Source organism: Streptomyces sp. NPDC022910 (assembly GCF_055561075.1).
Map to the genome: position 1 here is coordinate 1 of NZ_JBVHHL010000095.1, position 18468 is coordinate 18468.

Annotated in this window: 22 protein-coding genes; 6 read left to right on the forward strand and 16 right to left on the reverse strand. The window is 69.0% G+C overall.

The window, feature by feature from the left end:
- Positions 1–469: 469 nt before the first annotated feature.
- The 11 genes from ACZ3TS_RS40400 to ACZ3TS_RS40450 form a co-directional block, all read right to left on the reverse strand.
- Positions 470–1258, reverse strand: coding sequence for a transcriptional regulator (locus ACZ3TS_RS40400; protein ID WP_467627558.1), 789 nt, complete (start codon positions 1256–1258; stop codon positions 470–472).
- Positions 1207–1830: a cytochrome P450 family protein gene (locus tag ACZ3TS_RS40405; RefSeq protein WP_467627560.1), complete on the reverse strand. Its 624-nt coding sequence runs from the start codon at positions 1828–1830 to the stop codon at positions 1207–1209. Before ACZ3TS_RS40405 ends, ACZ3TS_RS40400 begins: the two co-directional genes overlap by 52 nt.
- A 5-nt stretch (positions 1831–1835) precedes the next feature.
- Positions 1836–3107, reverse strand: coding sequence for a cytochrome P450 family protein (locus ACZ3TS_RS40410; protein WP_467627562.1), 1272 nt, complete (start codon positions 3105–3107; stop codon positions 1836–1838).
- Positions 3104–3706: a GTP-binding protein gene (locus ACZ3TS_RS40415; RefSeq protein ID WP_467627564.1), complete on the reverse strand. Its 603-nt coding sequence runs from the start codon at positions 3704–3706 to the stop codon at positions 3104–3106. Before ACZ3TS_RS40415 ends, ACZ3TS_RS40410 begins: the two co-directional genes overlap by 4 nt.
- Entirely contained in the window at positions 3684–4052 is a 369-nt protein-coding gene (locus ACZ3TS_RS40420; protein ID WP_222723906.1) for a DUF742 domain-containing protein, read from the reverse strand. The genes ACZ3TS_RS40415 and ACZ3TS_RS40420 overlap by 23 nt, the downstream gene beginning before the upstream one ends.
- A complete protein-coding gene (locus tag ACZ3TS_RS40425) occupies positions 4049–4471 on the reverse strand; it encodes a roadblock/LC7 domain-containing protein (protein WP_148015018.1) in 423 nt (140 codons plus the stop codon). Before ACZ3TS_RS40425 ends, ACZ3TS_RS40420 begins: the two co-directional genes overlap by 4 nt.
- The gene (locus tag ACZ3TS_RS40430; protein ID WP_467627567.1) at positions 4468–5796 is read right to left on the reverse strand and encodes an ATP-binding protein; all 1329 of its coding nucleotides are present in this window, start codon (positions 5794–5796) and stop codon (positions 4468–4470) included. The genes ACZ3TS_RS40425 and ACZ3TS_RS40430 overlap by 4 nt, the downstream gene beginning before the upstream one ends.
- Before the next feature lie 12 nt (positions 5797–5808).
- Positions 5809–6264 (reverse strand): hypothetical protein, encoded by a 456-nt coding sequence (locus ACZ3TS_RS40435; RefSeq protein ID WP_467627569.1) that lies wholly within the window; start codon positions 6262–6264, stop codon positions 5809–5811.
- On the reverse strand, positions 6261–8069 hold the full coding sequence (locus ACZ3TS_RS40440) for a glycoside hydrolase family 15 protein (protein WP_467627571.1): 1809 nt from the start codon (positions 8067–8069) through the stop codon (positions 6261–6263). The genes ACZ3TS_RS40435 and ACZ3TS_RS40440 overlap by 4 nt, the downstream gene beginning before the upstream one ends.
- Positions 8070–8248: 179 nt before the next feature.
- Positions 8249–8887, reverse strand: a complete 639-nt coding sequence (locus ACZ3TS_RS40445; protein WP_148013096.1) for a hypothetical protein — start codon at positions 8885–8887, stop codon at positions 8249–8251.
- On the reverse strand, positions 8884–9087 hold the full coding sequence (locus tag ACZ3TS_RS40450; RefSeq protein ID WP_148013095.1) for a DUF5999 family protein: 204 nt from the start codon (positions 9085–9087) through the stop codon (positions 8884–8886). The genes ACZ3TS_RS40445 and ACZ3TS_RS40450 overlap by 4 nt, the downstream gene beginning before the upstream one ends.
- Positions 9088–9853: 766 nt before the next feature.
- On the opposite strand from ACZ3TS_RS40450, the gene ACZ3TS_RS40455 reads away from it, so the two are divergent.
- Together ACZ3TS_RS40455 and ACZ3TS_RS40460 are read left to right on the forward strand one after the other, a co-directional pair.
- Entirely contained in the window at positions 9854–10312 is a 459-nt protein-coding gene (locus tag ACZ3TS_RS40455; protein WP_359485517.1) for an ATP-binding protein, read from the forward strand.
- 29 nt (positions 10313–10341) lie between these two features.
- A complete protein-coding gene (locus ACZ3TS_RS40460; protein WP_467627575.1) occupies positions 10342–11379 on the forward strand; it encodes an aldo/keto reductase in 1038 nt (345 codons plus the stop codon).
- On the opposite strand, the gene ACZ3TS_RS40465 is transcribed toward ACZ3TS_RS40460, so the two are convergent.
- The 5 genes from ACZ3TS_RS40465 to ACZ3TS_RS40485 are packed head-to-tail and all read right to left on the reverse strand — an operon-like array spanning position 11352 to position 16199.
- Positions 11352–11864, reverse strand: a complete 513-nt coding sequence (locus ACZ3TS_RS40465; protein WP_148013093.1) for an NUDIX domain-containing protein — start codon at positions 11862–11864, stop codon at positions 11352–11354. The two genes, ACZ3TS_RS40460 and ACZ3TS_RS40465, sit on opposite strands and share 28 nt — an antisense overlap.
- Positions 11861–13129, reverse strand: coding sequence for a hypothetical protein (locus tag ACZ3TS_RS40470; RefSeq protein WP_467627578.1), 1269 nt, complete (start codon positions 13127–13129; stop codon positions 11861–11863). The genes ACZ3TS_RS40465 and ACZ3TS_RS40470 overlap by 4 nt, the downstream gene beginning before the upstream one ends.
- 13 nt (positions 13130–13142) lie before the next feature.
- Complete coding sequence (locus tag ACZ3TS_RS40475; protein WP_467627580.1) at positions 13143–13622, reverse strand: PPC domain-containing DNA-binding protein; 480 nt, start codon at positions 13620–13622, stop codon at positions 13143–13145.
- A gap of 34 nt (positions 13623–13656) precedes the next feature.
- Positions 13657–14664 carry an asparaginase gene (locus ACZ3TS_RS40480; RefSeq protein WP_467627582.1) on the reverse strand — a complete coding sequence of 336 codons (1008 nt, stop codon included), beginning with the start codon at positions 14662–14664 and terminating at the stop codon, positions 13657–13659.
- 38 nt (positions 14665–14702) lie between these two features.
- Positions 14703–16199: a hypothetical protein gene (locus ACZ3TS_RS40485; RefSeq protein ID WP_467627585.1), complete on the reverse strand. Its 1497-nt coding sequence runs from the start codon at positions 16197–16199 to the stop codon at positions 14703–14705.
- A gap of 191 nt (positions 16200–16390) precedes the next feature.
- Between ACZ3TS_RS40485 and ACZ3TS_RS40490 the strand changes: the two genes are divergently transcribed.
- The 4 genes from ACZ3TS_RS40490 to ACZ3TS_RS40505 all read left to right on the forward strand — a co-directional run bounded on the left by ACZ3TS_RS40490 (position 16391) and on the right by ACZ3TS_RS40505 (position 18189).
- On the forward strand, positions 16391–17296 hold the full coding sequence (locus ACZ3TS_RS40490; protein ID WP_467627587.1) for a helix-turn-helix domain-containing protein: 906 nt from the start codon (positions 16391–16393) through the stop codon (positions 17294–17296).
- Positions 17293–17526: a DUF397 domain-containing protein gene (locus ACZ3TS_RS40495; RefSeq protein ID WP_467627589.1), complete on the forward strand. Its 234-nt coding sequence runs from the start codon at positions 17293–17295 to the stop codon at positions 17524–17526. The genes ACZ3TS_RS40490 and ACZ3TS_RS40495 overlap by 4 nt, the downstream gene beginning before the upstream one ends.
- A 197-nt stretch (positions 17527–17723) precedes the next feature.
- The gene (locus ACZ3TS_RS40500) at positions 17724–17951 is read left to right on the forward strand and encodes a hypothetical protein (protein ID WP_467627592.1); all 228 of its coding nucleotides are present in this window, start codon (positions 17724–17726) and stop codon (positions 17949–17951) included.
- Positions 17952–17964: 13 nt separating this feature from the next.
- Positions 17965–18189, forward strand: a complete 225-nt coding sequence (locus ACZ3TS_RS40505) for a hypothetical protein (protein WP_467627594.1) — start codon at positions 17965–17967, stop codon at positions 18187–18189.
- Positions 18190–18468: the final 279 nt, after the last annotated feature.

Consider the following 18468-nt stretch of genomic DNA (forward strand, 5'->3'; position numbering starts at 1 on the left):
GAGTTCGAACGGACCATCACCGAAGCACGCAAGAAGAGCGACCAGAGGTGCCAGGCCGCATAGGAGAGGTCTCTACGAAACCAGGGGATTGACACCTCGGCGTCGCCGACAGGGAGCAGCTTCTGGGCTGGCTGTACGTCGGTACCCGGTGTCCGTTCGGCACTTTCGCTGAACGGCCGCCGTGCGAGATCACTGCCAAGATCACCTGGCCCGACAGTGCAGGCGGCTGAGACTTCCCCCAGCACGCGGTCACGCAGACCACCGACGACGAACGTAACTAAGCGCTTCCGCGCCGCGTAGTCCCAACTGGCCTCGGACCGCTAGATCATGAGCATCGGGACTGGACACGAGCTTTTTCCAGCAGGCTGACCAGCGTCCTGTGTCGGCGTGCTCCGGAGCAGCGCCGGGCCACGACTCGGCGGCCTCGGTCCCCGGCGTACGGATGTGTCTCCAGTGCGGGCCGAGGTGGTCAGAAGCCTCGCAGCGGCTCGCCCGCCTTCAGGCGGTCGAGGCGCTCAGAGAGCCGACGGCTCATCAGATGCTGGGACGCCTGGGAGGCGCGCTTCGCCACGGCCGCGTGCTCGGCCGAGTCACCGCGCAGCCGCGCCAGTTCGGCCTCGGTAATCAGGAGTTCCACCGTGTCGCGTGTCCGGTCCGATGAAAGGACCGACGCCTCCTTTAGGGCCTGCGCCCCCTGTTCGGCCAGCCCGGCAACGGCAAACGCCCACGCCGTCTGTCCCTCCAGCTCACGGAAGTCGAACCACTCCAGCCAGGCCGGACCGGTGCTGCTCTGCGCGCGGGCGAAGAACTCGCGGGCCCGCTTCACCGCCGCCACGACCTGATCCGGCTGTCCGTTCAGCGCCCATGCTCGAGCTTCGGTCACGCACGCATAGGCCCTGACGAGGGGAGGCGCTCCCTCGGCCGCCAGCACAGCACTGCGCGCGTGAGCGAGCACATCCGCCTGCCCGCCCTGCGTTGCCGCCAGCCGGGCTTGGTGGATGTGGACCCGAGTGATGCGGGCGCGGTCGCCGATCGCCTGGGCCAGCCGCATCGCCTGAAGGTCGTAGCGCTGCGCCAAACCGGGGAGCTGATCGTCGTAGGCCATCGAGGCCATCGCAAGAACCGCGTCCACCACGCTGCCGTACAGTCGGCGACCGGTTCGTGCGGAGAAGCTCCCGTTCAACATCGGTGTTGCGTGCGTGTCCATCATCGACGCGAACACACTGCGGAACTTGCCCCCGCCGTGTTGGGAGTCCACGCGGCCTCCTGCTCGTTGCGGGAGGTGTCGAACAGGGCGCCGATCGCGGCCCGGAAGCCGTCGTGGAGCTCCTCGGGCACGCCGAGCATCACGTTGACGACGAGCAGTGGCAGCCGCCAGGCGAAGCGGGCCCGCAGGTCGACGACCTCGTCCGGAGCGGTGTCGCTGAGCTCGTCCAGGAGCTGGCGGGTGATCGAGGTGATCTGCGGGCGAAGGGCGCGGACCCGGCGCGGGTTGAACGCGGCCGCCAGCGGCCGGCGCAGACGGGTGTGCTCGCTGCCGTAAGCGCTCAGGGCGTTGTGGACCTCGACCCAGACCCGCAGCGGCCAGTCGGCGGGTATCTCCCCCTTGATGAACGCGGGCCAGTGCCGGTGGGCGTCCTTGGAGATGTCGGGGTGTGTGAGCAGCCGTCGGATCAGGTCGGGGTCGGTCACGCTCCAGGCCGCCACGTCGCCGGGCAGCTCGACGTGGGTGGCCAGCCCGAGGGCGCGCAGGGTTGTGGCCTCGGCGTGGATGTCGGTGCCGGCTCCGTCGATCCGGTACGGGCAGCGGGCGGGCGTCTGCGTGGTCATGTCGGTCACCTTCCGGTCGGGGCGAGGGCTGCTGCGGGCTGGAAGCGGACGGGCAGAGCGATGAAGCCGGAGTGGAACGTGCCGGGGCGGCGGATCAACTGGGTGGTGGCCAGGGCCAGGTGCGGCAGGCGGTCGAGCGCGCGCTCGATGGCGGTCTCCGCGATGATCCGGGCGAGGTCGGGGGCGGGGCAGGCGTGGACGCCGGCGCTGAAGGCGAGGTGCCCGCGGTTGCCGGCGTAGGAGGTGGGGGCGAGGCCGAGGGAGGGGTCGCCGTTGGCCGCGGCGAAACTGACGAGGATGGGGTAACCGGGCTGGAGCACCATGCCCTCGAAGGTCTGCTGGCCCAGCGCGTACAGCGGGCTGTAGTTGGAGACCGGAGGGTCGGTCCACAGGACTTCGTCGAGGGCGTCGGAGACGGGCTGGACGCCGTCGTGGACGCTGCCGGCGAACAGGGGGTTGGTGATGATCCGCTGGAGGGCGTTCATGATCAGGTTGCTGCTCGGGGTGGTGGCCGCCCCGATGACCAGCAGGATCGTCTGCACCATCTCCTCGTCGCTGAGACCGGCCTCGATCAGCCAGCTGGTGACGTCCCGCTGGGGTGCTCCCCGTTTGAGGTGGGTCAGGGCCAGGCAGGCGTATTCCAGGTCGGCGTTGGCCGCCGCGGCGTCCTGGTCCGTGTCGAACAGGCGGGCGATGGCGGTGGTGATGCGTCGGCCGATCTCGGGCGGGCTGCCGAACACCTCGATCACCGTCAGCATCGGCAGCGGGTCCGTGTACTGGGCGACCAGGTCGCAGACACCGGTCGGGGCGAAGGCGTCGATGAGCTGGTCGGCGATCTGGGTGACGGTGGCCGCCAGGGCGTGAGTGTCGACGCGGGCCAGGCTCCCCGTGATGGCGTGACGGAACCGCGCGTGCTCATGGCCGTCCATCCACAGCGCGTTGTCGCGCGGCTGCATCATCATCAGCGCCGGGCTGTCGGGCGGGACCTGGCCATTGGCCAGCGCCTGCCAGTGGCGGGGGTTCTTCGCGAACCGGTTCGGCGTGTTGCGCAGGAGGTACAGCGCGGAACGGTAGGTGGTGGTCAAGTAGCCCCATACGCTGGGGGAGATCTCCACCGGGGCGATCGGACCCTGGGCGCGCAGCAGCGCGTAGGTGGCGTGGGGGTCGGCGTTGAACTCGGGACCGTAGATCGGCAGCGGCCGGAAGGGGCGGTCGGGCCGGGCGGCCTCGCCGACATGCGCGGGGCAGCGGCCGGATGCGGGCTGGGGCGTGGTCAACGGGATGCCTCCGGGGCGAGGGACAACAGGTGGCGCATCAGGACGATCAGGGCGTTGGTGGAGCTGCGTCTGTCGCGCGCGTCGCACGTCACCAGCGGTGTCGAGGGCTCGAGGTCCATGACCTCACGCAGTCGCTCGTCGGTGTGGACCGGGGCGTGGTCGAAGGCGTTGACGGCGATGGCGTAAGGCAGCGCGAGGCCCTCGATCAGCTCCAGGATCGGGTAGGTGTCGGTCAGGCGGCGTGTATCGGTAAGGAGCAGCGCGCCGAGCGAGCCGAAGGACAGGTCACGCAGGACAGGGAAGAACCGCTTCTGGCCGGGGGCGCCGAACAGGTAGAGCACGAGGTCGTCGCTGAGCGAGAGCCGGCCGAAGTCCATGGCGACGGTTGTCTTGGTCTTGCCCGGCAGGTCGGTGTGGTCGGTGCCGACGCCGGCGCTGGTCATCACCTCCTCGGTGCTGAGCGGGGTGATCTGGGAGAGAGTCTGGACGAGCGTGGTCTTGCCCGCGCCGAAGTGGCCGGCGATCAGGAGCTTCGCTGTGCGCTCGTTGCCGCGCAGGGGCGGCGCCACCCGGGTGTCAGAGGCGTTGAAGCCCGGCAAGGACGTCCTCCAGGAGCTTGATGTCGAGCCCAGTGGTCTGGGTGATCTGTCGTTGGGTGGTGATGTGGCCGGACTCCATGAGGTCGGCCAGCAGGATCCGCATCACGCTCAGCGGCAGGACCAGGTGCGCCCCGAGTTCGGCGACCGAGTAGGCGCTGATGGACAGCAGGTCCAGAGCGCCCCGGTGCTCGGGGGTCAGCCGGGTGCGGTCGAGGTGGGGGGAGGAGGCGGAGAGGCTGATCAGGGTGATGTGGTCGAAGTGGTTGCGCGCGGCGGCGGTTCGGCCACCGGTGACCACGTAGGCCCGGACCAGCCGGTCTCCGCCGCTGGCTCGGGACCCGTTCACGCGCTGCCGGTCCGGTCCTGCCGCGGCGCGATTCCCAGGGTCTGACCGACGCGGTCGATCGTCTTGACCGTGCGGTAGGAGACATCCCCGATGTCCGCGTCCCGGTCGGCGCCGACGGCCAGGTAACTGCCGTCGCCCGCGGCCATGAGGACGAGGAAGGAGTTACCGAACTGCGTCAGCGTCTGCTCCCACGGCGAGTTGGGGTCACCGCTGGCGAAGGCGGCCCCCGCACGGCTGAGGGACTGCATGCCCGAGGCGATCGCGGCGACCGTTTCGCCCAACTCCCGGTCGACGCCGGAGGAGGCGGCGGTGAGCAGGCCGTCGGCGGACAGCAACACCGCGTGCCGGATGTGCGGCACGTTGACGAGCTCGTCCAGGATCCAGCTCAGGTCAGCGGAGGGTGCGGAAGGGGCGCTCACTGGGTGTTCTCCTCGTCGGTGGGGTTCTGGTGGGGAGCTCGTGTGCCGCGGACGAATGCGGCAAGGTTGCGGCCGCCGTCGGTCGGCGGCTGGCTGGCAGGCTGGGTGGCCGGCTGGCCGAGCGCACGCTTGGCGCGGCGGCGCATGGGCAGGCCGTCGTCGGCCACCGGATACGCGCCGCTGTTCTGGGGAGCCTCCGGCGGGTGCGGGTGCGGGTGCGGGTGCGGGGAAGAGCCGGAAGGGGCAAAGCCGGTGTCCGGCTGCGGCGTCTGCAGTTGCGCTTGCCGTGCGGCCGGTGCCGGGGTGGGCACGAGGAGGCCGCGGTGGAGGTGGACGATCGCGCGCACGCCGCCGTGGTCGGACTGCTGTGCCACGGAGACGTGGAAGCTGTAGCGCTCGGCGAGCGCGCCGATGCCGAGGAACCCGAGCCGGGGCGGGTTGCGCAGCTGCGTCAGGCGTACCGGCTCCTTCCCGGTCAGCAGCCGCGCGGCGTCAGCGCGGGTTTCCGGCGTCAGCCCGATGCCGGCGTCGTCGATGACGATGCTGACGCCGTTGTGCGCGTGGACGAAGTACACCTCCACGGTCGTTCCCGGCTGCGAGTTGCGGGCGGCGTTGTCCAGGAGTTCGGCCACGGCCAGGACGACCGGCTCGACGACGGTGCTGCGGACGTACTCAGTGGGCTCCCCAGTGATCCGCACCCGGCGGTAATCCTTGATGCGCGACTCGGCCCCGCGCACGACGTCCAGCAACGGGGTTTCGTCTCGCTGCCGCCCCGGCCACGCGCCAGCCAAGAGCCCGACGATCTGGGCCTTGCGGGCGAGCTGGCTGCAGGCGTGGTCGATCTCGTAGGCGTCGGCCAGGACCTTCTCGTCGTCGTGATGGTCGATCATCGAGCTGATCGCGCGCTGCTGCTCGTAAACCAGCGCCTGGAGTGCTCGTGTCACGGACTGCACGGCAGCCTGGGCCGCCTGCTCCGCGCGAGTGGACGCCTGCTCCGCAAGGGTGCCGAAGTATTGAAGGATCACTTTCTCGGCCTGGGCGAACACGGTGCCAGCCAGCTCAGGGTGGAGCGGCTGCCCAGCGTCGCCACCGGAGCCGCCCCATAGCTCCCCGGCCAGCGCGGGAAGCCTGTGCGTGGCCAGGTGCTGTATCTCCTGGTCCCGCAGAGCGGAAAGGCTCTGCGCTCGTTGGAGGACCTCCTCCCGTTCGGCCTTGTCGGTGGCGTGGCTGTGTGCTGTCCGGCGGTAGCGGACGGCGGCAACGGTCGCGCAGACGAAGCCCGGCGCGAGCAGGGCAAGCGCGGCGTCCTGTATCAGGGCGGTCATCAGGTCAGGTCCTCATACGAGTTCGGGTGTCGCAACGCGGGGCGGCACCGTCGCCGGACCGCTGTCGTTCTCCTCGTGTGCGCTGATCGCGGCCAGTGCAAGACTCAGAAGGAGCGGGGCCGTGAAGGCGCGTCCGGCCGCGTTGCCGAACCTCGCCCACCGCGGCGAGCCGTTCTGGGTTCCGATCACCGGCGGCACCACCAACGAGCCCGAGTTCTGGTATTTCGCTCCGGGCGGCCACACCTCCCAGTGGGAGCCGGGCGGGAGCAGCAGACTCCACCCGCCGTCGGCGGCGATGGCCGCGCCGACCGGATGCGGCTCGTGGTGGGCCAGCACTCCGATCACCGCCCGGGCATCGCCCTCGGGCAGTGTGAGGACCTCGAAGCGGGCACCCACGGGGAACAGCCTTGGTTCCGGGCCGGCACAGGCGCGGAACAGATCGAAAACCCTCGGGTTTTGCGGGTTCATGCCGCCTCCGCAAGAGAACGGGCGCGCTGGAGCCGCAGCGCCGTGTCGATCAACGGCACGTGACTGAACGCCTGAGGGAAGTTCCCAACCTGGCGCTTGAGCCGCGGGTCCCACTCCTCGGCGAGCAATCCCAGATCGTTGCGCAGGGCCAAGAGCTTCTCGAACAGCTGTTGCGCCTCGTCGACGCGGCCGATCATGGCGAGGTCGTCGGCCATCCAGAAGGAGCAAGCCAGGAAGGCGCCCTCGTCACCGGACAGCCCGTCCAGACTCGCCTTCGGGCCGCCGGTGCGGTACCGCAGGATGAACCCGTCCTTGGTCGACAGTTCCCGCTGGATCGCCTCGACCGTGCCGATGACGCGTTTGTCTTCGGGCGGCAGGAAGCCGACCTGGGGGATCAGCAACAACGAGGCGTCCAGCTCGCGGGAGCTGTACGCCTGGGTGAACGTGTTCCGCTCCTGGTCGAAGCCCTTCTCGCAGACGTCCCGATGGATGGCATCCCGCAGCTCGCGCCACTGCTGGAGCGGCCCGACCGCGCGCCCAGCCTCGATCAGCTTGATGGTTCGGTCGACGGCGACCCAGGCCATCACCTTGGAGTGGACGAAGTGCCGACGCGGGCCGCGGATCTCCCAGATGCCCTCGTCCGGCTCCCTCCAGTGGTCCTGCAGGTAGGCGATCATCTTGAGTTGCAGGGCGGCCGTGTGGTCGTTCGGCGCCAGCCCGGCCTCGTCGGCCAGGTGCAGCGCCTCGATGGTCTCGCCGTAGACGTCCAACTGGAGTTGGTCGGCAGCTCCGTTGCCGATACGGACCGGGGTAGAGCCCTCGTACCCGTCCAGCCAATCCAGCTCCGCCTCGGCGAGCTCGCGCTCGCCGGCGATGCCGTACATGATCTGTAGGTTCTCCGGGTCCCCGGCCACCGCCCGCAGCAGCCAGTCCTGCCAAGCGCGCGCCTCCTCGCGGTAGCCGGTGCGCAACATCGAGGAGAGCGTGATGGCCGCATCCCGCAGCCAGGTGTACCGGTAGTCCCAGTTCCGCACCCCGCCGATCTCCTCCGGCAGGGAGGTGGTCGGGGCGGCAACGATCCCGCCGGTCGGGGCGTAGGTGAGCGCCTTCAGTGTGATCAGCGAGCGGACCACCGCATCGCGGTACGGACCGCTGTACGTGCACTGGTCGACCCACTCGCGCCAGAATTCGCCGGTCGTCTCCAGCGCCGAATACGGCTCCGGGAGCGGGGGCTCGCCCTTGTGGGAGGGCTGCCAGCTGATGGTGAAGGCGATCCGCTCGCCGGCCCGAACGGTGAAGTCGGAATATGTCGTGCGGTCTTCACCTCGCGAGGCCACTGAGGCGTCGAGCCAGACCGAGTCGGGCCCGGCCACGGCCGCGGTGCGGGCACCGACTTGGTTCACCCACGGCGCCACGCGGCCGTAGGAGAACCGCATCCGCAGCGCGGAGCACATCTGCACCTGGCCGCTCAGGCCCTCGACGATTCGGACCAGCTGAGGGGCGCCGTCTCGTGGCGGCATGAAATCCGTGACGCGCACGGTGCCCTGGAGGGTGTCCCACTCCGAGCGGAGGATCAGCGAGTCCCCGTCGTAGTCCCGCCGGTCGGCGGCCGGCGGGTTCACCCCGTCGGCGCAGGCCGGTCCCAGGCGCCAGAAGCCGTTCTCCTTGGTGCCGAGCAGCCCGGCGAAGACCGACGGGGAGTCGAAGCGGGGTAGGCACAACCAGTCCACGCTGCCGTCCCGGCATACCAGGGCGGCGGTCTGCATGTCCCCGATGAGTGCGTAGTCCTCGATACGCCCAGCCATGGAATATCCATCTCAGTAGGTGCGGGCGCCCCGATGCCTGCGGGGGCATGGAGCGCGGGTGGGTAGCAGCGGGTGATGTGCGGCTCGGCCAATGCCACGGCGGTGCACGGGGGGCGGACGGGACCGAAGTCCCGGCGAGCGCGGCCGGATGCCGGGGGACGGGCACGTCGACACCTCGGTCATCGGGCACCGGCTGTCGCGCTGAGGTCGCTCAGGCTCGCGGCGGTACAGCCTTCGAGAGACAGCACCTGACGTGTGGCCACGAGCCAGCGGACCGCGGGATCGTCGTAGGCGACCATGGCGAGGTCGTCGCCGGGAACAGGCAGCAGAGTGCGCCGGTCGTACGGAATGCCCGTGACTCCCCAGGTCACCGGCCGCTCGACCCAGGCCGCGACGTGCTTGCGCAGATGCGGGCAGTGCCTGACCGCGATGAGCGCGCACGGCGGGCAGACTGGTGCGGCGGTGGTCAGCTCTCCCTGGCCCACTGGCCGGCCGACGTCCTTGAGAAGAAACAACTGCCGCTCCGGATCCTGCTCCAGGGTGTCGGCGCCGCACACCTGACACAGCATTCGGCTGATCGCCCGCCGCTGGCGCAGAGCGTGGACGCTCGGGAACAACGCCCTGCCGGATCCCGGGGCGATGGCCTGCCGGATCCACAGCACGCCTTCCATGTCGCGGTCGTACGGCACCTCGTCCGCGTAGCCGATCCCTTGCCTGGTGCGGTGCAGGACCACGGGGGGCACCGTGTGCGTCTCCGCGGTCCACGCGGTCACGTACGGCACCGGAAGGCCACCCTGCATGTACCGATGGCTGGTCATGCGGCGGCACACGCCACGACGCCGGTCACTCGACGAGGGGCGACGATCTTCCCGTCGGGAAGGATCTCGCCGGTGTCATCGAAGAGCACCACGCCGTTGCACAGAAGCGACCAGCCCTGGTCCGGGTGCGCCGAGACCACGGTGGCGGCCTCGCGGTCCGTGGCCTGGGCGGAGGGGCAGGCGGGCTTGTGCTGGCACATGGCGAATCCTTGGGGGAAGCGGAGCTGGAGGGGATGGCACGGGCGGGTTGACGAGGGAAGAGACCGGCTGCTGCGGCGGAAGCCCTCGCCGCGGCAGACAACGGGTGGCAGGCGGAGCTGTCCAGCCGAATTACGTGTGCCTGGCGTTGCGTGAACCTGTGAATAGCGTTGCCCCTTGGGGGCGTTGTCGGTAGCGAAAACGGACCCCCACTTCTCCCCACTTCGACATCGGCGAGCACAGTCGGGATTTCGCCCACGCGTCACCGGTCCCGCAGGCAAAAGGGGTGAATTCGGTCATTAATCAGTGTGTCGAGGCTTGTGTGAGGGCCCACCGCTAGAGGCCGGCCGCGCCGCCCCCACTTCACCCCACTTCACTGGAAGTGCTTGACTGAAATGCGTGAATGGTGATAAGCGCGCTCGCGGGTGGGATAGTGGGGCTGAAGGGTCCCCCTCATTTGCGTTCTGCCAGCTAAAAGCCGCTCTCGGCAATCCTGTCGGCGTCAGCACGCGGTCAGAATCGGGGCGCAAAGGACGCCTTGTTCGTGGTCGCAGTGCTGGGGGAGCTGCGCAAATCCCGATCCTTTGTGCGGATCCTTTCCTCTGTGACTGTCGTCCCGCCTCGGTACGTTCGCGAGCCCGGCGGCGAAGTGGGGAGAAGTGGGGGGTCCGTTTCGCTGTCGCCAGCTTTGCGTGATGGGCCACGGTATTCGCCAGGACTTGCCAGTCCGTTTCCCCGGGCATCGCGAACGCAGCGAGGAGTGATCCCGTGCTTGGTCCCACCAGTACGGCCTTGGCACGCGGCCAAGGCCGCGCCGCCGGCGGCCCCGTGAAGCATGCCGCGCTCGACCTCCGCGGCCTCGACGCGCCGCAGAGCGCCGCCCGCCGCATAGTCCGCAGCGCGCTCACGGAGACCCCCGACGAGGAGTACAAGGACGACGTGGTGCTGGTCGCCGACGAACTGGTGGGCAACGCCCTCGAGCACGCCGGAGAGGCCCTCGGCATCTCCCTCGATCTGTACCCGTGGGGGACGGTTGTCCAGGTCCGCGACGGCGGCCGGGACACGGCCGCGGTGCCACGGAATCCGGTACGGGCCGACGATGACGATGTGGACGGGAGAGGCTTGTTTCTGGTGAATGCACTGGCAAGTGCCTGGCGGGTTCAGTACGACGACGCGGGGAAACGAGTCGTCGCGGTCTTTCTGCATCGAGCGGGTGACACATACTGATGCTGCCGAATGATCTCACCCACCGCCCCGTGGCTCGGGACTTGCTCTTGGGCCCTCTGGGCATCGGCACAGGCACCTCCCGGTGGGCCCAGACCGCCGTTCAGCCGGACGACGCTCAACTGCTCGACGGGCTGCGCCGCGCCGTGGAGTCCGGTGTGGAACTCATCGACACGGCAGACAGCCACCGGTACGGCCACGCCGAGCGGCTCATCGGCAAGATCCTCAAGGAGAACCCGGGCCACAACGTGCGGGTATCCAGCACGGTCGGCCGAGTCCGGGGCTCTGCTCCCCACCCGTATGCCGGTCCGCGCCTGCGGCACCAGCTCGAACAGACTCTGGAGAACCTCTACCTCGACGAACTCGCCGTCTACACCCTTGAGTCGTACGACTTCGGCAACGGCGACCGCTACCTCGGCCCTGTCATCGAGCAGATGCGCGTGCTACGGGATCTGGGCCAGATACGAGCGATCGGTCTGCGCGGCCCGGATGGCCGCTCCTCGGCCCGTTTTATCCGCCGCTTCCTGGACCTCTTCGACCAGATTCGCCCCAACGTGGTCTGGACGCAGGCGAGCGGCTTGCTCCCGCTGGCCGATCTCGGAGACGGCGAGGACCTCGGCGTCTTCACCGCCCGCCGCGGCGTCGGCCTGCTGGTCGCCTCTCCGCTGGCCAACGGCGTCCTCGCCGGCCGCCGCCCGCGGACGGAGGGCCTGGCGGACGACCGAACGGACATGCAGACATCGGCTATCACGCACGGCCTCGCCGTACTGTCCGACCGGTTTGGCTCGTCCGCTGATGCCCTGCTGCGGGTGGCCTTACGGTTCATCCTTCACCAGGTGCAGAACGCAGTGGTGATCGTCGGCGTGGGCGATCGGCAACAAGTCGGCCGGTACTTTGACTCTCTCGGCCGGCCCCTGTGCGCCAAGGACCTGACGGTGATCGAGGAGGTCTTCCGCCGCATCCGAAGCACGGTGAGCCCTACCGAGGACCGTAGCCTCTCCGGGGAGGTGACCAGCCGAGACGGGCGCGCAGCCGTCCCCGTTCAGCAGGGCACCCCGTTGCGGAGGTAGCGCGGAATCCCGTCGTCCAGCACCTTCAAGGCTTGTTGCGCTCGGGCCCGCTGCCGGTCCGGCAGCAGACGCAGCGCCTCGGTGACGTCGAAGAAGCCGTGCTCGGAGATCTCCTCGTCGCAAGGCTTCAGCTTGGCGGCCTGTTCGGGTGACAGAACGCCAGCGTCGAAGACGAAGCCGAGGTAGTCGTCCCATGGGCCATGCGGTTCGACCCAGTCGACGCACAGGAACCGCAGGCTGGTGATGTCGAGGCTGAGCTCCTCGCGGAGCTCCCGGCGAAGAGCGGCATCGGGGGGCTCGTTGGCCTCCGCCATGCCCCCGGGAAGATCCCACCCGTCCTTGTAGGTCGGGTTCACCAGAAGCAGTCGGCCGTCCCCGTCTCGAACCAGGGCATCGGCAGCGGCCCGCTTCCGGGCCTGCTTGGCGTTGCCTTCGGCCAGGTAGGCGTTGCGGCCAGGGTCTCCCGGCCTGGGGGCATCGTTCACTGCGGACCTTCCGGTAGCGCGAGACTGCCGAGCAGCAATCTACGGTGCTGAGCAGCCGCGGCCATACGCGAGAGCAGGTCGCGGACCTCGGGCACCTGGCGGTACCGATCGAATTCGGCCTGCAGCGAGTCGAGTTGACTGCTCAGCCGCAGAGAGGTGACCGACTGGCCAGCGGTCAGCAGCTCCACGCCGACCTGACAGGCCGCGTCGACCTGCTCTTGCGCCAGCAAGACCCGCGCCAGCGTGACCTGTCCGAACGCCATGCTTCGGACCCGGCTCGCGTCGCGCAGCGCCAGGGCACGTTCCGCTTCCTGGGCCGCAGCGTCGAGCGCGCCGAGATCCAGCAGCGCGGAGGCGGCCTCGCTGGCCAGCGCCGCTTCGTCGAACGGCGCCACCCAGTGCGAAGTCGGAACGGAAAGCGCAAGAGCCAAGGCATTACGTGCCGAGTCGAGAGCCCGCTGGGCGTCGCGTCCCTCGTTGAGCTGGGCGAGCGCGCGGGCCTCCATGGCGTGGAGGCGGGCCGAGAGGGCCGGGACCCGGGGGCCGACGGCAAGTCGTGCCAGCCCGCTGCGGGCGAGGTCAGCGGCGGCGGTGACCTGCTCGGTCTGCAAGGCCAGGTGGCTCATGCCCGCCAGCACGTTCGCGCCCGCGGTCACGTCTACAAGGCTCTGCGCCAGACGCAGCGCGCGATCGAAGTGCCCGGAGGCCAGGTCGTCCCGTCCGACATCGTGAGCCATCCACGCCGCCATCTCCGTGAGCACGACCGCCGCCCCGAACGCGACCTCGCCATTCTCACGTTGGTCCGTCGTGCTGAAGAGGCCCGGGGCGACGACAGTGTTGAGGTAGTGCACCACAGACCGGTAGACGTGGCCTCCACCGAGCTGGCGGTCCGCGAGCCGGAACGACTCCATAGCGGCGACGTGCGGTGACAACCCGAGATTTCCCAGCGAGCGTTCGGCACTTGCTGCTGCCCCGGTCTCGGCCCGCTGGTGGGCGTCCGGATGGGCCGGCCCGAACAGCCGCTCAGCCGTCTCGCCGAGAAGGTGCTCCAGGATCCGGCAAGTTGGGCGCCGCGGCAGCCCCTTGATGTCCCCGACCATCCACCGGTCCCAGGTGGACCGGGAGACGTACACCGAGGCGAGAGTGGCGTCACCGTCCAGCCGGGCTACCTCCTTGGCAGCCCGCTCGAACTGCACCGTGAACGTCTCGTAGACGCGCATGCGCCGAGCCTCGACCACCTTCGGGAAGAGGATCGACCTGCGCATCGCGGTCTCCCCCTCAGCTGCCCGTGCCGAAGCCGAGGAGAGGGACGTCGTACAGGTTCGGATCGCGGCGCCGCGTCAGCGCCGGGCCCGGCGCGTCGCCGACGAATTCGACGATGGGAATCTCGCAGATGAACTGCACCTTCGCGCCGAGCAAGTGAGACACCCGCCCGTCGGCCGACGCGCCCTTGATGCCGGCCGCGACGTGAATATGAGGTGCCAGGCAGTCATTCTCCAGGTCCCACGCGAGCGTCCCGCCACCGAGCGCCTCGAGCGTCTCGACGGTGATCTCCTCCCACAGGGGGGCCTCGGGGTCAGCGAGGGGCTCGCAGGAGCCCACCAGGCGCGCAGAGCGGAACCCGCCGACGAACGTCGGGATGTATCCGGACCGGATGTCCTGCTCTTCACAGAACTGCGCTAGTCCGTCGAGGAGGTCCTCCCCGTGGTCGAGGGCGAGAACGAACTGCCGGCCGGAACGGACCTGGGCGAAGCGCATGGTCGGGGGCGTCCTTCGTGCTGGTTGGGCGGGATCAGGAGTAATTGAGGAAGACCTTGGCGATCTCCGAGCGCGGTGTGCCTGCGGCCAGGTGGGCGACCAGGAGCAGGCGGGCCTTGTACGGGTCGAGCGTGCCCGCGGCGACCAGGCCCCGGGCCAACAGGTCGCTCTCGGAGCCCGGGAAGGCGTAGGTCGAGGTTAGGACGGGCCCGGTGCCGATGCGCGACGCGAGGACGACAGGCATCGCAGCCGCCAGCGCTTCCAGCCGGGGAACCCACGTCTGGGGGACGTGGCCGGCACCGAAGGCGGCCACGACCAGCCCGGAGACCTTGTCCTCCAGCCCCTCCAGCATGATTCCGCTGCTGCCCAGGGACGCGGTGACGACCTCCACCTCGGACGGGGCGCCCGGGGCGCCGAGCGGCAGCGGGACGGCTCCGGTCCTCTTCAGGGCGCGCTGGAGCCGCGCGGTTCCCTCCACCAGACGGCCGAGCGGGCCGGTCGCCGGGGAACCGAAGGCGGCCGGACTGGTCGTGTGCATCTTCCGGACGTGCCGGGCGGCATGGATCTCGTCACCCAGGACGACAAGAACCCCTTGTTCCCGTGCAGTTGCGCACGTGGCGGTCTGCACGGCGGCCAGGAGGTTCGCCGGACCGTCGGCACCCGCTGACGCGGCGCTGCGCATAGCCCCGGTGAAGACCACCGGCGCGCTGCCCCGGTAGTAGACGTCGGCCAGGAACGCGGTCTCCTCCAGGGTGTCGGTGCCCTGGGTGACCACGATCCCGTCGACGCCTTCACGATCGGCCTGCTCCAGCCGGCCCACCAGGTCGACGATGTCACTGGTCGTCAGGGATGCGCCGGGCAGTTTCCGGAAGTCCTCAGCGGTGACCGCGGTGCCCTGGAGGCCGGGCACGGCGGCAACGAGATCGGCGCCGGTCAGAGTGGGCGCGACCCCGGACGCCGAGGCGGTGGGGGTCATGGCGATGGTGCCGCCGAGGGCCAGGACGAGAACGGAGCGGTGCGGGTCACGGTCAGCGGAGGACACGAAGGGCCTTTCATGCCTGGGGGCGGCGTGGGCAGGTCTCATTGGTCGGACGTGAGCTTGCCGAGGAAGAGCAGGGTCTCATCCAGCGCGTTCACCGTCAGCAGGCGGCTACGCGGTCGAACGAGTCCGGCGACACCGTACTCACCCAGGGAGCGGCACCGGGAGGTCAACCAGTCCCAGTCCAGGCCCAGGTAGCCGCAGAGGGCCCGCAGCCGGCTCGCCGAGTCCGCAGCGCCCGACAGGACGTCGTTGCCCTGTGCGTCGGCGAACGCTGCCGCGTACGTGCGCAGGTCACCCCGGGTCGACGTGCTGCCGGCGGCCCAGAGCGCCCCGCCGGGAACCCGCACCCAGTTGGCGACAACGGCTTGCTGACCGGGGACCAGGGCCACGCCGTCCACCTCTGAGTATTCCGGCTTCGGTATTACCCGCACCCGGATACCGACGCGCTCCATAAGGGCGATCGCCAACAGCAGCAGGACTCTCTCGTACCGCTCGGACTGGGCGACTTCACCTTCAGGCAGGCAGAAGACCCGGACGGTCTGCGTAGAGGCACTGTGGAAGCGCGTGAGCGCCTGGAGGTAGTCGAGCTTGTGTTTGAAGAACAGCCAGGGGGCCGCTTCCTCCCCGCTCTGCTCGCGTGTCCAGAAGGTAGGCACCTCGGTGGCGTTGGCCAGCTCCTGCTGGATGTGCTGGGCGCAGAACGCCGACCCCATCCAGCTGCTGCCTGCGGCGGTGAGGTCTACGAGCAACTGGCTGGGCGCTGATCTCGGTAAGGACAGGTAGGTGCTGATGAGGTGCCGCTCGCTGTCGAGGACTTGGTCGTCGGCCAGGAGGCCGTCGTCGAGTTGAGTGAGCGCCCAGACGATGCCATACGTGAGGTCGTCCAGGAGGTAGGCCGAGGGAATCGACAGGGTTCCGGCGGACTGCGGTCCTGGTCGGCCCGACCTGCGGGCGGACGCGGCTTCGCGGACGTACAGGTCCAGGTCGCCGCGTCGCTCCTCGACACCGACGATGAATCCGCGGCGCGCCGGCCGTAAGAACCCCTCCAGGTCGCGCTGGCCGTCTTGGCTAAGGTCGTCGGGGTTCGCTTCCTCGCCCCGCCTGATGACCGGGAGAAGGTGCACTGCGGCGCTCGTCCCGTCCAGGCGGTGGCGCCCGGTGATCTCCCAGGTCCCAGCGGGGCCGCCTGCCGGGATCAGCATGCTGGAACTGGGCCAGCGTGATCCGATTTGCGTTGTCACCGACCCCACGGCCACCGGGGACTCGCTCGCATCCGGTGCCGGGCTGAACAGAACCTCAACGGGGTGCCCGAACATGCGCTCCAAGATCTGCGCCGCTTCACCGCGGGGCCGGCCATACCAGCTGCCGGAGGACCATCGGTCGAACGTGGTACGCCCCAGGCTGACCGTGGCGAGACGGCGGTTGCCGGTCTCGCGGGCGAGCTCCCGGCCGGTGGCCGTGTAGGGCACGCAGAACACTTCCCAGGTGGTGAGGTTCTGCTTCTTTAACAGGAGGCTGAACAGCGTCCGACGCATCGCGGCGGCCCCTCCCTGGGCGTGTGCGGACAGCGGAGCAGCGGAGCGACCTCCACGCGTGGCGACGGGCGCTGCACACTTCGTGACCCTGGCTAGGATGCTCCCAAAGGCAAGCCATTAGCAATATGGTCGAGCAAATTGCGCGACCATATTGCTTGTAGGGAGGGCGACGAGCCGTCAGACTGGCCACCATGCCAGAAGCGAAGACGCCGTGGTCGCTGACTCTCAGTGAAGTCGGCCTGCGCCTAGAGGACTTGCGAGAACGCCGGGACCTCACGCAGGGCGACGTTGCAGGCCACGAAGTGCTGCGCCTGCGCGGCGTCAAGATCGACAAGAGCGGGCTGAGCCGACTCGAACGAGGGCAGCGCCGACGTGTGGCCCGGGATCTCATCGAAGCGCTGCTTGAGGTCTACCAGGCCAGCGACTCCGAGAGTTCAGAAATCCTGGCACTACTGGGGGCGGACACCACTCCGGCCGGTCGACCACGTCCTGCCCTGTGGCGACGCAACGCCCACTTGCTGGGGCCCATGCAGTTTGAGGGCTTCCTGAAGATGGAGCGCCGGGCCGCTGCGCTGTCCAACTATGAACGGGACATCTGGCCGGGGCTCTGCCAGATCGAGGACTACGCCTACACGGTTATCGCCCAGATGCGGCCTGATCTGCGTCCCTCCGAGGTCAAGGCACTCGTGGACGTCCGCATGGACCGCCAGCAGCAGGTGCGCGATGGTTCACTCGCTGAGTTCCGCGCCCTGGTGGACGAGCATGCGCTCCGCATCGCTGGCGACGACCTCGCCGTGGCGAGGAGGCAACTGGAACGAGTTCTGGAGGAGTCCGAAGACCCTCGCAACACCATCCGCATCCTGCCGGACACCGTCGGACTGCACCCGGGGTTTGCGGGGCCGTTCGTCCTGATGGCCTTCCCCGAGGCCGCCCGCCAGGTTGTGTGGGTCGAGACGATGGTCAGCTCGTTGTACTTCGACGGGGAAGATGATGTGCAGCGCTACACCGCGACTTTCACCAATCTGTGGGAGCGGGCGCTGGACCCCGACGAGACGCGCATGCGCCTCAAGAAAAGGATCAAGGAGCTAGAACAGTGACAGCGAAGCCGGACCCGTCCTCGTTCGACCTGACGTCGGTCGCATGGACCGTGTCCAAGTACAGCGGCGGCGGCGGGAACTGCGTGCGGATCGCCGTCAAGGACGGGTACGTCCTGATCGGTGACTCGCAGAACCCCGATCGCCTGCCCCAGGTCTTCACCCCGGCCGAGGCCAAGGCGTGGCTGCTCGGCGCGAAGGACACAGACTTCGACTTCCTGCTCGATCTGTGATCCCGTCCTAAAGGACCGCACGCACGACAACGGGCCGGCCCCGTGGCAGATGGGGGTGGCCCGAACGTTTCTGCCCGCTGCCGGGGCCAGCCACACGGGAATCTCGTCCTACGGCCTGGGCGCAGCCCGTTACACCGGAGGCTCGGGCTCCACCTCTATTCGGGACAGCGCACCCGAACGCAAGGAGTGGTCTCCCGATGACCGAGCACATCGTATCTCCGGCGGAGGCAGCCGCCGTTCCAACTGAACCGCACTTCACCGTCCTGCTCTTGAGGGACGGGATCGTGCACGTCGAGGGCCTGCTGCACCAAGTCGCCGACGCCCAACACCTGCTGGTCCTGGCGATCGCCAAGCGCAGCGATGCATGCGCCGCTGCGTGGTGCTGCCCAAGCGGTGGATCGTCGAGCGCCTCTTCGCCCACCTGATGCGCACCGCCGCATGGCGCGCGACTCCGAACGCCGCACCCTGGTCGATGACCGTGCTGCTGACGCGCCGCCCGGCCCGCGCACCCCGCGGGCAGGCATGAACCGGGCCCGGCTTCGGCGCGGCCAGCCAGCCGCGCGCGACCTCGCTGGCGCCGTGCATGCCGGCATCACGGTGCGACCGAGCCAGGCGAACGCGGAGCATGCCCGGCTGCTCCTCTCCCAAGGAAGCATCGCCTGACGTTTTCCCGTTGGCCTTTCCTCGGCCTGGCATTCGCCCACGGCAGACGAGAAAGAACCTGGAAAGACTGGAACCTGCTCCGGGATCATGTCAACGTACAACGTCCCGGAAAAAATCCAGGTCAGTGAGGGTATCCAGGCTTCCGAGTCGACCTATGGACAGGTCGGCCGTGACGGCGGACGGTACTGAGGTGCCCCGAAGTTTCCGGACAGGGACCCAATAGGATCTCTACGTAAGGAAACGAGAGGCAAGACGTGGCACCACCCAGTAAGTACTCGC